The sequence below is a fragment of the Streptomyces sp. NPDC059861 genome, assembly GCF_042731435.1.
In the GTDB taxonomy this organism is placed as follows: Bacteria; Actinomycetota; Actinomycetes; order Streptomycetales; family Streptomycetaceae; genus Streptomyces.
Window position 1 is genome coordinate 16,342 of sequence record NZ_JBHWJQ010000051.1, and the last position, 12,867, is coordinate 29,208.

Here is a 12,867-nt window from a genome sequence, read left to right on the forward strand (position 1 = left end):
GACAGCGGCTGGCATCCATTGGCAGCGTCCACAAGCGTAGGACGTGGCACGGACGGCAAGCTTGTGAGGTAAGGCTCAGTTCGAACCGACGTGCCCGGTCCACCTCCTGGGGTGTCGCGATCTATCGTGTGTGGGTACGCTGCTGCTGTGGACCTTCAGAAGCAGACCGCGCCCGGCTCCGAACTCCGCGCCTCCGACGCCGACCGCGACCATTTCGCGGACATCCTGCGCGAGGCCCTGGCGGAGGGCCGCCTCAGCGCCGAGGAGCACGCCGAGCGGGTGGAGGGTGTCTACACCGCCAAGACGGTCGGTGAACTGGAGCCGTACGTCCGGGACCTGCCCGGGGTGCACCAGGCCCGCGCGACCCCCGTGTACGCCTCCGCGCCCCAGCGCCCCTCGGCCGGTGCGATACCGGCGGACCCCGACGAGAACGTGGTCGCGGTGTTCAGCGCCGCGGTGCGCAAGGGCCGCTGGCGGGCGGGCCGGCGTATCCACGTGTACTCGGTCTTCGGCAGCGTCGAGATCGATCTCAGCGAGGCGGTCTTCGAGTACCAGCAGGTCGTGATCAAGGCCTGGTCCGTCTTCGGGAACGTCGAGGTCCAGGTGCCGGAGAACGTCTCGCTGCGCGGCTCCGGTGGTGGCGTCCTCGGCAACTTCGAGGTCGACAACCAGGACGCCCCGGATCCCGACGCGCCCGTCGTCTTCGTGGACGGCTGGGCCGTGCTCGGCAACATCGAGGCGCGGCCCAAGCGCGGGAAGCTGGTGGCGGACATCCTCGACCGGGTGCAGCGCAAGCTCGACAAGGGCCTGCGCAAGCACCTGGACCGCTGACGGTCGGGAAGTCGGCCTGAAAGGCGGGGATGCGGTCACTTCCGGTGGTCCCGGGCGGCGCATCCGTATCCCCTGATTCCGGTCGTTGGGGACTCCCTGCATAGGCGCGCGTACAGCGGGTAGACCTTGCTGCATCGTCTCTCGCTCGCGAAGCCGTCGTCAGGAGTAGACCGTGCTGCAACCGCCGCATTCGTCCCTGCAGGTAGCTGCCGTTCCGGCCCAGCGGGTGCCAGCGCGAGACAGGGACCAAGACGCCCCATGGCACACGGAGGCCGTGTGCCGGCGCGACGAGGCCGGCCTGTTCTTCGCGCCCTCCAAGGAGCCCACCGCCGCCCGGCTCTCCCGCGAGGAGGCGGCCAAGCGCGTCTGCGCCCGCTGCCCCGTCATGGTCGAGTGCCGCGAACACGCGCTCCTCCAGCCGGAGCCCTACGGCGTCTGGGGCGGCCTCACCGCCGCCGAACGCCGCGTGGTCCTGGCCCGGCGTCGCCGGCGCGAACTGGAGCTGAAGAAGACGGCCCGCGCCGACAGCCGTATAGCGGCGGCCGGCTGACCCCTGCCCCACACGACCGAAGGCGCCCCCTCCGCACAGGGGGCGCCTTCGGTCGTGCCGGTCGGTGCTCGGGCCTCAGGGGCGCGGGGAACCGCGCGGCAAGCCACGACGCACCCGCAGCCGCCGACGTCCCGCACCGCCCCGGAGGTCAAGCGCCTGCTTCGAAGGTCAGGCGCCTACTTCGCCCGCTCGAAATCGATGGCGCTGTACGCCCGCAACTTGCTCAACCGATGCTCGGAGTCGATCCGCCGCACGGTCCCCGACTTGGACCGCATCACGATCGAGTCCGTCGTGGCCGTCTCCGACCGGTAGCGAACGCCCCGCAGCAGCTCCCCGTCGGTGATCCCGGTCGCCACGAAGAACACGTTCTCCCCGGTCACCAGGTCCTCGGTCGTCAGCACCCGGTCCAGATCGTGCCCGGCGTCGATCGCCCGCTGCCGTTCCTCGTCGTCCTTGGGCCACAGCTTGCCCTGGATGGTCCCGCCGAGGCACTTCACGGCACAGGCCGAGATGATCCCCTCCGGCGTCCCGCCCACGCCCAGCAGCAGGTCCACGCCCGTGCCCTCGCGCAGCGCCAGGATCGACCCGGCCACGTCGCCGTCGGAGATCAGCTTGATGCGCGCACCCGTCTCGCGGACCTCCTCGATGAGCCGCTCGTGCCGCGGCCGGTCGAGGATGACGACGGTCACGTCCTCCGGCGCGGAGCGCTTGGCCTTGGCCACCCGCCGGATGTTCACCGACACCGGCGCGTCGATGTCGACGAAGTCCGCCGCCTCGGGCCCGGTGACCAGCTTGTCCATGTAGAACACGGCCGACGGGTCGAACATCGAGCCGCGCTCCGCCGCCGCGAGCACCGCGATGGCGTTCGTCATGCCCTTGGCGGTCAGGGTCGTACCGTCGATCGGGTCGACGGCGATGTCGCACTCCGGCCCGGTCCCGTCGCCGACCCGCTCCCCGTTGTAGAGCATCGGCGCCTCGTCCTTCTCGCCCTCCCCGATGACGACCACGCCGTTCATGGAGACGGTGGAGACGAGGGCGCGCATGGCGCGTACCGCGGCACCGTCGGCGCCGTTCTTGTCCCCGCGGCCGACCCAGCGGCCCGCGGCCATCGCCGCGGCTTCGGTCACCCGGACCAGTTCCAGGGCGAGGTTGCGGTCGGGGGCCTCGGAGGGCACATCGAGTTCGGACGGCAAGTGATGCTCGGTCATCGGAACGCACCTTTCTGATACGACGACGGCCGGATGAGGGTTCGGCGACGACTCTATCGTCAGATCGACAGAATGAGCAGGGCCCCCTACGGATGAGCGGCCGGGGCACCTGCGACGATAGGACGCGTGGCAGGTGCGAACGGCAAGCAGAAGACGGTCCGGGACATGGTTCTCTCCCTGGGCCTGATCGTGTTGGCGGGATTGGTCATGTACCTCTTCATCCCGCACGACGACGACCAGGAACCAGACGTCAAACGGGTGGACTACCGGGTCGAACTGCTCACGGCCCGTCGCGCCGCGGCGTATCCGGTGGCCGCGCCGCAGGGCCTCCCGCAGACCTGGAAGCCGACGTCGGTCCGCTTCGACGGCCAGCAGCAGGACGCCTGGCACCTCGGCTTCCACGCCCCCGACGGGGAGTACGTCACGGTGAAGCAGTCCATGGACAAGCGGATCCCGTTCATCGAGGACGCCACCCAGGGCGCGCAGGAGACGAAGGTCACCGAGGAGATCGGCGGCCGTACGTGGGTCCGCTACACCGGCGGCCGGTACGACGCGCTGGTCCTGGCGGAGGACGACGACGCCAAGGGCGCGACGACGGTGGTGGCCGGCACGGGTTCGTTCGAGCAGCTGACGACGATGGCGAAGGCGCTGAGGACGTCGTGACCCGGTAGCGGCGACAAGGGCGACGACGCAGAGGCCCCCGGCAGCGGCTGCCGGGGGCCTCTCGCGCGAAGAAGGGGGCTCACACGGTGGTGACGACCTCGTCGTACGCCAGTCGCGGGGAGCGCGCGAACCACGCGTCCGGACCCGGGCGGCCGATGTTCACGACCATCAGCGGGGTGTGGTCGTCGTCGAGGAACTCCTTGCGCACACCCTCGAGGTCCATGCCGGTCATCGGGCCGGCGGCCAGCCCGGCGGCGCGCACGCCGATGATGAAGTAGGCGGCCTGGAGGGCGGCGTTCAGGCCGGCCGCGTTCTCGCGGGCCGGGCGCTCGGTGAAGAACGCGTCCTTGACCTGCGGGGCGTGCGGGAAGAGCTGCGGCAGCTCCTCGTGGAACTCGTTGTCCGCGGCGAGGATCGCGACCAGCGGGGCGGCGGCCGTCTTGGCCCGGTTGCCCTCGGACAGGTGCTGGACCAGGCGCTCACGGGCTTCGGCGGAGCGGACCAGGGTGATGCGCAGCGGTGACTGGTTGAAGGCGGTCGGGCCGTACTTGACCAGGTCGTAGATCGCCTGCACCTGCTCGTCGGTCACCGGCTCGTCGGTGAAGGTGTTCGCGGTGCGGGCCTCACGGAAGAGCAGGTCCTGGGCGGCGGGGTCGAGAACGAGAGACATACGTGATCTTTCCTGGTGCTGCGTCGGGTCCATGTACTGTGCACGGACCCACTGACGAGACCGACCGTACGCCAAAAGAAGTTCAAGCTTCAATCAAATCGGGTGGGCGGTGATCGGCTTCACACCGCACCGCGGGTCAGGCCCGCGCCGCGCCGATCACTCCTGGTCGGCCCTTGCCTCGGCCCCGGGCTCCGCCGCCCCCTCGGCCAGCGCCGCGTCCAGCCGGGCCCGCGCGCCCTCCAGCCACCGCCGGCACACCTTGGCCAGCTCCTCGCCGCGCTCCCACAGCGCGAGGGACTCCTCCAGCGTCGTACCGCCCGCCTCCAGCCGCCGTACGACCTCGATCAGCTCGTCCCGCGCCTGCTCGTAGCCCAGCGCCTCGTCCACATTGCCGCTCATCCGCCCACCCTAAGCATCGACACGTACGGAGAACTCACCCTCGGCCACCCGCGCCCGCAGGGGCTCGTCGGCCGTCACCTCGTCCGGTGCGCGGACCACGTGGCCGTCGGCCTTCTGCAGCACCGCGTACCCGCGCTGCAGGGTCGCCGCCGGCGAGAGGGCCACCACGCGCGCGTGCGTGTGCCTCAGCTCCGACTCGGCCCGGTCCAGGTGGTGCCCCAGGCACCGCCGCCCGCGCTCGGCCAGCGCCGCCACCTGCTCGGCCCGCTCGTCGATCATCCGGTGCGGGTCCTGGACCGACGGCCGCGCCAGCGCGTGCGCCAGCCCGCGCTCCTCGCGCTCGACGAACGCCGCCATGCACCGCCGCGCCCGGTCCCGCAGCTGCCGTACCCGCTCGAACTCCTCGCCCACGTCCGGTACGACCTTCTTCGCGGCGTCGGTGGGCGTGGAGGCCCGCAGGTCGGCCACGTGGTCCAGGAGCGGGTTGTCGGGCTCGTGGCCGATGGCCGACACCACGGGCGTGCGGCAGGCCGCCACCGCCCGCACCAGCTGCTCGTCGGAGAACGGCAGGAGATCCTCCACGCTGCCGCCGCCCCGCGCCACGATGATCACGTCGACGGCGTCGACCGCGTCGAGCTCCTTCACCGCCTGCACGACCTGCGGCACCGCGTGCACCCCCTGCACGGCGACGTTGCGCACCTCGAACCGCACGGCCGGCCAGCGGTGCCGGGCGTTCTCCAGCACGTCCCGCTCCGCGGCCGAGGCCCGCCCGCACACCAGCCCGATCAGCTGCGGCAGGAACGGCAGCGGCCGCTTGCGCTCCGGCGCGAACAGCCCCTCGCCCGCCAGCTTCTTCTTCAGCTGCTCAAGACGCGCCAGCAGCTCCCCGACGCCCACGGGCTTTATCTCGGCGGCCCGCAACGACAGCTGCCCGCGCGGCGCGTACCACTCCGGCTTCGCCAGGACGACGACCCGCGCGCCCTCGCTCACCACGTCCGCGACCGCGTCGAACACCTGCCGGTAGCAGGTGACGCCGACCGAGATGTCGTACGACGGGTCCCGCAGCGTCAGGAACACCACGCCCGCGCCCGGCCGCCGCGACAGCTGCGTGATCTGCCCCTCGACCCAGACCGCCCCGAGCCGGTCGATCCAGCTCCCGATGAGCCGCGACACCTCGCCGACGGGCAGGGGGGTTTCCGGGGACGTGTTGACTGCCATGCCGCGAGCGTAGTGGGCGGCACCGACAAACCGGCCCGTGCTCAGCCGCCGGAGGGGCTCTCCCGGCCGGCCTGCGCCACCAGCACCACCACGCCGATCACCAGCCACACCGCCCCCACCACCTGCGCGCTCCGCGACGCCGCCACGATCACCGCGAGCGTGATCGCCGCCCCCAGCACCGGCACCAGCACATGCCGCCACCAGCTCACCGCCCCGCCGCCGTACCGCGAACCACCCCACCACGCTCGCGTGCAGCAGCGTGAAGGCCGTCAGGGCACCGATGTCGACCACCGACACCAGGTGGTCCACGCCGTCGGCCTGCCGGGCCGCCCACACCGCCGCGACCATCGTGATCACCGCTGCGCTCAGCAGGGCCAGGCGCGGCACCCCCGAGTCCGTCCGGGCCAGGGCCCGCGGCAGCCGCCGCTCCCGTGCCATCGCGAACAGCAGCCGCCCGGCCGCGGCCTGCCCGGCCAGCGCCGCGAAGGCCGCGCCGAGCGCCTTGCTCGCGGCCACCAGATCGTGCAGCCAGGTCCCTACGGACGCGTCCACGGCGTCGTAGAAGGCGGAACCCTGCCTGGCGGGCTCGGCGGCGAGCTCCGCGGACGACACCGGCTCCAGCAGCGCCACCAGGTACGTCTGTGCGACGAACAGCACGCCCGCGAGACCGAGGCAGAACAGCACCGCCCGCGCCACCTGCCGCGAGCCGCCGGTCACCTCCTCGGCGAACGAGGCGATCGCGTCGAAGCCCAGATACGACAGCACGGCGATCGACACGGCCCCGATCACCGCCGACACCGCGACCGCCCCCTGCGTCCCGTCCCCCGACAGCGGGGACAGCCACGCCCGCTCGGCCCCCTCGCGCGCGAGGACGACGCTCGCCGACACCACGAAGACCAGCAGGACCACGATCTCCAGCGCGAGGACCAGGAAGCCCACCCGGGCGGCCGCACGCACGCCCCACAGGTTGAGCAGCGTGGTCACCACCACCGCCAGCGCGGTCCACACCCAGCGCGATACCTCCGGGACCAGCGCCTCCATCGCGATGCCGGAGAAGAGATAGGCGACCGCCGGGATCAGCAGGTAGTCCAGCATCGCCATCCAGCCGGCGACGAATCCGGCCTCCTTGCCGAGCCCCACGCGCGCGTACGCGAAGACGGATCCGGCCTGGGGGACCACGCGCACCATCTGCGCGTAGCTGAATGCGGTGAACGCCATCGCCACCGTGGCGACGACGTAGACCAGGGCGACCGCCCCGTGCGACCTGGCGTCCAAGGTGCCGAAGACGCCGACGGGGGCCATCGGGGCGATGAACAGCAACCCGTAGACGACCAGGTCCCGAAAGCCCAGCGTGCGCCGCAGGCGGTGGTCCTCGTCCACCCGGGGCACCGCCGTGCCGGTTTCGGACAGCAGCAGCCTCCGACCGTCACGTACGTGGTGCTCTTCCCCGTCCCTCGCGGCTCAAGGCCAGTCTCCCCAGGAACGTCACAAGGGCGCGATCTTTGACCCCCCGAACGCGGCCTTACGATGGGTGCCATGACTGCTTCGCCTGGCCGCCGTGTCCTGCTCGCCGCCCCCCGTGGCTACTGCGCGGGTGTGGACCGCGCCGTGATCGCCGTCGAGAAAGCCCTGGAGCAGTACGGCGCTCCGATCTATGTCCGGCACGAGATCGTCCACAACAAGTACGTCGTCCAGACCCTGGAGAAGAAGGGCGCCGTCTTCGTCGAGCAGACGGAGGAGGTCCCCCCGGGGAACATCGTGATGTTCTCGGCGCACGGCGTCGCCCCGGTCGTCCACCAGGAGGCCGAACGCGGCCGGCTGGCCACCATCGACGCGACCTGCCCGCTGGTGACCAAGGTCCACAAGGAAGCGGTCCGGTTCGCGAACGAGGACTACGACATCCTCCTGATCGGTCACGAGGGCCACGAGGAGGTCATCGGCACCTCCGGTGAGGCCCCCGAGCACATCCAGCTCGTCGACGGCCCCGGCGACGTGGCGAAGGTCGAGGTCCGCGACCCCTCCAAGGTCGTCTGGCTGTCCCAGACCACGCTCTCCGTCGACGAGACCATGGAGACCGTCGACGCCCTGAAGGACAAGTTCCCGCAGCTGATCTCGCCGCCCAGCGACGACATCTGCTACGCCACCCAGAACCGCCAGCTCGCGGTGAAGCAGATGGGTGCCGAGGCCGAACTCGTCATCGTCGTCGGCTCCCGCAACTCCTCCAACTCCAAGCGGCTGGTCGAGGTCGCCAAGCTCGCCGGCTCGCGCGCGGCCTACCTCGTGGACTTCGCCGACGAGATCGAGGAGGCCTGGCTGGAGGGCGTCACGACGGTCGGCGTCACCTCCGGTGCCTCCGTCCCCGAGGTGCTCGTCGAGCAGGTGCTGGAATGGCTGTCCGGGCGTGGCTTCGAGGACGTCGAGATCGTCAAGGCGGCGGAGGAGTCCATCACCTTCTCGCTGCCCAAGGAGCTCCGCCGTGACCTCCGCGAGGAGGCGGCCGAGCTGATCGCGCGGCGCACGGACGCGGAGGGCGCCTCCGGCGAGCGGTGAGACGGCGGGGGCGCGTCGGCGCCTCGCCAGATGCGGCGTAGTGACCGTCAGTGGTCCGTCGTAACGTGGTGACATGCAGATCTTCGGTGTGGACATCGGCGGATCCGGGATCAAGGGCGCCCCTGTGGACCTCGACAGGGGCGATCTCACGGACGAGCGTTTCAAGGTGCTGACCCCCCACCCGGCGACACCTGACTCGGTGGCCGACGGCGTCAAGGAGGTCGTCGACCACTTCGGCTGGACCGGCCCGATCGGCGTCACGTTCCCGGGCGTCGTCACGGGCGGCGCCACGATCCGTACGGCGGCGAACGTCGACAAGGCCTGGATCGACACGGACGCGCGCGTGCTGTTGGGCGACCGTCTCGGCGGCGTCCCCGTCACCGTGGTGAACGACGCGGACGCGGCGGGCATCGCGGAGATGGCCTTCGGCGCGGGCCGCGACCGCAAGGGCACGGTCATCACGCTGACCTTCGGCACGGGCATCGGCAGCGCCGTCTTCACCGGCGGTGTCCTCGTCCCCAACACCGAGCTGGGCCATCTGGAACTGCACGGGCACGACGCCGAGAAGCGGGCCTCCAGCAAGGTCAAGGAGGACCACGACATGTCGTGGGAGCACTGGGCGCAGCGGGTGCAGCAGTACCTGGCGCACGTCGAGATGCTCTTCTCGCCGGAGCTCTTCGTCATCGGCGGCGGCGTGAGCCGCAAGGCGCAGAAGTTCCTGCACTACATCGAGGGCATCCGGGCGGAGATCGTCCCCGCGGAGCTGCAGAACAACGCGGGCATCGTGGGGGCGGCGATGCGGGCGGCGGACGCGGGACAGGCTCCGGGCAGCGGCGTGTAGGGCCTGGGGGACGACACGGGTTCCCGCTGGGCCGTCCCGGGTTTCCGCCGGGCCGGCCCGCACGGGCGGGCGTTCCCGGGACGGGCGGCTCGCGCCGCGCGGTTCACGCCGGTGGGCGGTTGCGTGCCGCGTGCCGACGCATCTGCCGCAGCTTGCGTACGGTCACGATCGACCCCGCGACGAGCGTCCCCCCGTACAACCATCCCGCCTGTGTGGCCAGCGCCGTGAACAGGCCCACGACGCGCCCGCTCAGCCCCTCCCCGCTCTCGGCGACCGGTACCAGCCCCAGTGCGAAGGCGATCGGCACCACGACGGGCACGGTCACCAGGTCCACCCCGCGCACCCACACCGCCGCCAGCACGCACACCGGCAGGAACAGCACCCCGTAGACGACGAGCGACGACCCGAACAGCAGGGCGTCGAGCGTGCCCAGCGCCAGCAGCACCGCCCCGCAGAACAGCCCGCAGCCGAGCCCGGTGAACCGGGGGTTGGGAATCCGCCGTACCGCCTGGACGAGGGGCGGGGCGGGACGCCGTAACGCCGCCGCGGGCCGCGCCGTACCGGCGGGACGGCCCTGTCGCCGCGCGGCGGCGGGCTTGGCCGGCCGTGGCGACGAACGCCCACCGCCCCCGCCCGCGCCACCGTCCCCACCGCCGTCGCCGGCGCCGCGCCGAGCCTGCGACGGCAGGGGCGTCGGCGGCGCGGCGCCGCGTCGCGGTCCGTGCTGAGTAGAACGCGCCCTGTGTTGCTCCACTAGGCCAACTTAGGTCGATTAATGTGCCAAATAGGCCGTCCGACACGCCGTTGGGCAGAGCTTGGCCAAGCGTTCGACAGGGCGCCCGGCCGGACTCCGGCACCCCGTAAACTGGTGGATCGGCCAGCCAGTCCCCTGGCGCCTGCCCCGGCCCACCGGCCCCCACGCCCCTCTCACGTACGGGAAGTCGCAACGTGTCGCTCACGATCGGAATCGTCGGTCTGCCGAATGTCGGCAAGTCGACCCTGTTCAACGCCCTGACCAAGAACGACGTGCTGGCGGCCAACTACCCGTTCGCCACGATCGAGCCGAACGTCGGCGTGGTCGGCGTCCCCGACCCGCGGCTGACGAAGCTCGCCGAGATCTTCTCCTCGGACCGGGTGCTGCCGGCCACGGTCGACTTCGTCGACATCGCGGGCATCGTGCGGGGCGCGTCCGAGGGTGAGGGCCTGGGCAACAAGTTCCTGGCGAACATCCGCGAGTCCGACGCGATCTGCCAGGTCATCCGCGCCTTCAAGGACGAGAACGTCGTCCACGTCGACGGCAAGGTCTCGCCCAAGGACGACATCGAGACGATCAACACCGAGCTGATCCTGGCCGACCTCCAGACGATCGAGAAGGTGCTGCCGCGACTGCAGAAGGAGTCGCGGATCAAGAAGGACGTGGCGCCCAAGGTCAAGGCGGTCGAGGAGGCCAAGGAGATCCTCGAGAAGGGCGACACCCTCTTCGCGCACGGCATCCTCCAGGGCAGCGAGCGCGCCGAGCTCCTGCACGACCTGCACCTGCTCACCACCAAGCCCTTCCTCTACGTCTTCAACGTCGACGAGGACGAGCTGACGGACGAGACCTTCAAGGACGAGCAGCGCGCCCTGGTCGCCCCCGCCGAGGCGATCTTCCTCAACGCCAAGCTGGAGGCGGACCTCGCCGAGCTCGACGAGGACGAGGCCCTTGAGCTCCTCCAGTCCGTCGGCCAGGACGAGCCGGGCCTCGCGACCCTCGCCCACGTCGGCTTCAACACCCTCGGCCTGCAGACCTACCTCACGGCCGGCCCCAAGGAGTCCCGCGCCTGGACCATCAAGAAGGGCGCCACCGCCCCCGAGGCCGCCGGAGTCATCCACACCGACTTCCAGAAGGGCTTCATCAAGGCGGAGGTCATCTCCTTCGGCGACCTGGTGGAGACGGGCTCGGTGGCCGAGGCCCGCGCCAAGGGCAAGGCCCGCATGGAGGGCAAGGACTACGTGATGCAGGACGGCGACGTGGTGGAGTTCCGTTTCAACGTGTAGTGCCTGATTCCTTGATCGGCTAACGTGGCTGGTCAGGGCATGAATCCCCAGGTCAGGGGCCAGACCATCGAGTCTGGCCCCTTCCTGTTTTCTCCTGCGGATTCAGGCTGTTTCCGGGTCGTGTGCTGACTTGGTGCTGACCCTTGCGGCGACTCTCAGAAGCTCTGACCTGGGGCTCCGGTGGGAGAGGGGAGGACAGCCGAAGGGATTGACCCGGACAAAGCGACGGCGGACCGGTTTCCCGTTCCGAGATCGGCCTCCAGGCCAGCGATGACGAAGCGCCGACGGAACACGACCCTGTCCTCGCCGCCACCGACCTGGGCCGCGCCGACGTAGAGCGCCGCCGCTTCCTCGCCATCGCGGCCTTCACCACCGCCGGCGTCGCCATGCCGCTCGGATACGACCACGAAGCCACTGCACGCATGCTCCGCGCCCGCACCGGCACGTCCGTGGTCGGGGCAGAGGACGTGGACGTCGTACGGCAGATCACGGCGGCCTTCAGCGCCGCCGACGAGCGCCTCGGCGGCGGGCACGGACTGACCACCGTCACCACGTACCTCGCCGACACAGCCGCCCCCAAGCTGCGCGGACGTTTCCCCAATGAAGCCTTACGCCGGGCAGCCTTCGGCGCCGTCGCCGAACTCGCCTACCTCGCAGGGTGGAAGCACCACGACCTCGGCCAGGAAGGGGCCGCCCAGCGCTACTACCAGGTCGGCTACAAGCTCGCCTGCGAAGCCGACCCCCACGGCCACGCAGCCTGGACGATGCGGGCCCTCGCCCACCAGGCCCTGAGCCTCAAACAGCCCCACCACTGCGTCGACCTCGTCGAAGGCGCCCTCCGCACAGGTCTCGGCCACGTCGACGGCCAGACCGAGGCACTCCTGCACATCACCCATGCCCGCGCCTACGCCGCCACCGACGAGAACTCGGCGGCCGCACGCGCCCTGCTCGCCGCCGAGGACGCCCTCCTACGGGACGACGGTCCCCAGCCCAGCTACTCCCGTGTGAGCGGCCCGGCCGCCGGCACCGTGGCCAGCCACACCGCCGGCACCCTGACTGACCTCGCGGACCACATCGGCACCGAACAGCAGCACCGAGACGCCCTCACCCGCTGGGACCCTGCGAAGTACAAGCGCGTCCACGCCCTCACCCACGCAGACCTAGGCGACAGCCTCGCCGCCCAGGCCCGCGCCGACGAAGCCGTCGCCGCTTGGACCCAGGCCCTGGTCCTCATGGAGGGCATGACCTCCGACCGCACCCGCAAGGCGATCACGTCGATCCGCTCCACCCTGGCGGTCTACCAGCGCCGCCGCGTTCCCGGCGCCGCCGATCTGGCCCGCCGCGCCCGCGAGACCCTCGCCTAACATGCCCAACAATCCGCCCGACGAAAGGAACACCGTGACCCAGCACACCGACGATCAGCCAAAGGCCCTGAAGCCGGCGCTCGAATCCATGACCCTGCTGGTCGCCGCCGTCATCGTTCACGACAAGGCCACCAACCGCGTCGTCCTCCTCCAGCGCAGCGAGAACGCCAAGTTCGGCCAGGGCATGTGGGACCTCCCCGTCGGCAAGAGCGAACCGGGCGAACCCATCACGGAGACCGCAGTCCGCGAGCTCTACGAGGAGACCGGCCTCACCGTGAAGCCCGAGCCCCCTCAAGGTCGCCCACATCATCCACGGCGCCTGGGGCGTCGAAGCCCCCAACGGCTTCCTCACGGTCGTCTTCGCAACCCATGAATGGTCCGGAGAACCCGAGAACCGCGAACCTCGCAAACACTCCCGGGTTCGCTGGGTCGACGCCGACGCCGTCCCCCAAGCGTTCGTGGACACCACAGCCAGCGCTCTCCGTCAGTACTTGTCTGACGGACACCCCGTTTCTCTCAACGGATGGGTCTGAGCC

Annotated in this window: 11 protein-coding genes and 3 pseudogenes; 8 read left to right on the plus strand and 6 right to left on the minus strand. The window is 70.8% G+C overall.

From position 1 onward, the window contains the following. Window positions 1-147: 147 nt before the first annotated feature. Window positions 148-831, plus strand: coding sequence for a DUF1707 domain-containing protein (locus tag ACFV6X_RS32045; RefSeq protein WP_385389614.1), 684 nt, complete (start codon window positions 148-150; stop codon window positions 829-831). Window positions 832-1,003: 172 nt separating this feature from the next. Next, window positions 1,004-1,381 carry a WhiB family transcriptional regulator gene (locus tag ACFV6X_RS32050; RefSeq protein WP_385389615.1) on the plus strand — a complete coding sequence of 126 codons (378 nt, stop codon included), beginning with the start codon at window positions 1,004-1,006 and terminating at the stop codon, window positions 1,379-1,381. A 176-nt stretch (window positions 1,382-1,557) separates the two neighbouring features. Here ACFV6X_RS32050 and glpX read toward each other — a convergent pair whose 3' ends face one another. Then, complete coding sequence (gene glpX, locus ACFV6X_RS32055; RefSeq protein WP_365450980.1) at window positions 1,558-2,589, minus strand: class II fructose-bisphosphatase; 1,032 nt, start codon at window positions 2,587-2,589, stop codon at window positions 1,558-1,560. A gap of 126 nt (window positions 2,590-2,715) precedes the next feature. Here glpX and ACFV6X_RS32060 point away from each other — a divergent pair, with 126 nt between their 5' ends. Then, window positions 2,716-3,252, plus strand: coding sequence for a DUF4245 domain-containing protein (locus ACFV6X_RS32060; RefSeq protein ID WP_385389616.1), 537 nt, complete (start codon window positions 2,716-2,718; stop codon window positions 3,250-3,252). Window positions 3,253-3,331: 79 nt separating this feature from the next. On the opposite strand, the gene ACFV6X_RS32065 is transcribed toward ACFV6X_RS32060, so the two are convergent. The 4 genes and pseudogenes from ACFV6X_RS32065 to ACFV6X_RS32080 form a co-directional block, all read right to left on the minus strand. Beyond that, complete coding sequence (locus tag ACFV6X_RS32065) at window positions 3,332-3,922, minus strand: malonic semialdehyde reductase (protein ID WP_385389618.1); 591 nt, start codon at window positions 3,920-3,922, stop codon at window positions 3,332-3,334. 156 nt (window positions 3,923-4,078) lie between these two features. Continuing rightward, window positions 4,079-4,321 carry an exodeoxyribonuclease VII small subunit gene (locus tag ACFV6X_RS32070; RefSeq protein WP_385389619.1) on the minus strand — a complete coding sequence of 81 codons (243 nt, stop codon included), beginning with the start codon at window positions 4,319-4,321 and terminating at the stop codon, window positions 4,079-4,081. 9 nt (window positions 4,322-4,330) lie between these two features. Next, a complete protein-coding gene (gene xseA, locus ACFV6X_RS32075; RefSeq protein WP_385389621.1) occupies window positions 4,331-5,539 on the minus strand; it encodes an exodeoxyribonuclease VII large subunit in 1,209 nt (402 codons plus the stop codon). Window positions 5,540-5,580: 41 nt separating this feature from the next. Then, a pseudogene (locus ACFV6X_RS32080) lies at window positions 5,581-6,949 on the minus strand (APC family permease). A 117-nt stretch (window positions 6,950-7,066) separates the two neighbouring features. On the opposite strand from ACFV6X_RS32080, the gene ACFV6X_RS32085 reads away from it, so the two are divergent. Next, window positions 7,067-8,089, plus strand: a complete 1,023-nt coding sequence (locus ACFV6X_RS32085) for a 4-hydroxy-3-methylbut-2-enyl diphosphate reductase (RefSeq protein WP_385389622.1) — start codon at window positions 7,067-7,069, stop codon at window positions 8,087-8,089. A 73-nt stretch (window positions 8,090-8,162) separates the two neighbouring features. Further along, complete coding sequence (ppgK, locus tag ACFV6X_RS32090) at window positions 8,163-8,930, plus strand: polyphosphate--glucose phosphotransferase (RefSeq protein ID WP_385389624.1); 768 nt, start codon at window positions 8,163-8,165, stop codon at window positions 8,928-8,930. A 103-nt stretch (window positions 8,931-9,033) separates the two neighbouring features. Here ppgK and ACFV6X_RS32095 read toward each other — a convergent pair whose 3' ends face one another. Beyond that, window positions 9,034-9,684, minus strand: coding sequence for a DUF6542 domain-containing protein (locus tag ACFV6X_RS32095; protein WP_385389626.1), 651 nt, complete (start codon window positions 9,682-9,684; stop codon window positions 9,034-9,036). Between the two features lie 194 nt (window positions 9,685-9,878). Between ACFV6X_RS32095 and ychF the strand changes: the two genes are divergently transcribed. From ychF to ACFV6X_RS32110, 3 genes and pseudogenes are all read left to right on the plus strand, one after another. After that, window positions 9,879-10,967, plus strand: coding sequence for a redox-regulated ATPase YchF (gene ychF / locus ACFV6X_RS32100; protein WP_385389627.1), 1,089 nt, complete (start codon window positions 9,879-9,881; stop codon window positions 10,965-10,967). 242 nt (window positions 10,968-11,209) lie between these two features. After that, a pseudogene (locus ACFV6X_RS32105) lies at window positions 11,210-12,331 on the plus strand (tetratricopeptide repeat protein); the annotation flags it as partial. Between the two features lies 1 nt (window position 12,332). Next, window positions 12,333-12,864 (plus strand): annotated as a pseudogene (locus ACFV6X_RS32110) (NUDIX domain-containing protein). Window positions 12,865-12,867 lie beyond the last annotated feature (3 nt).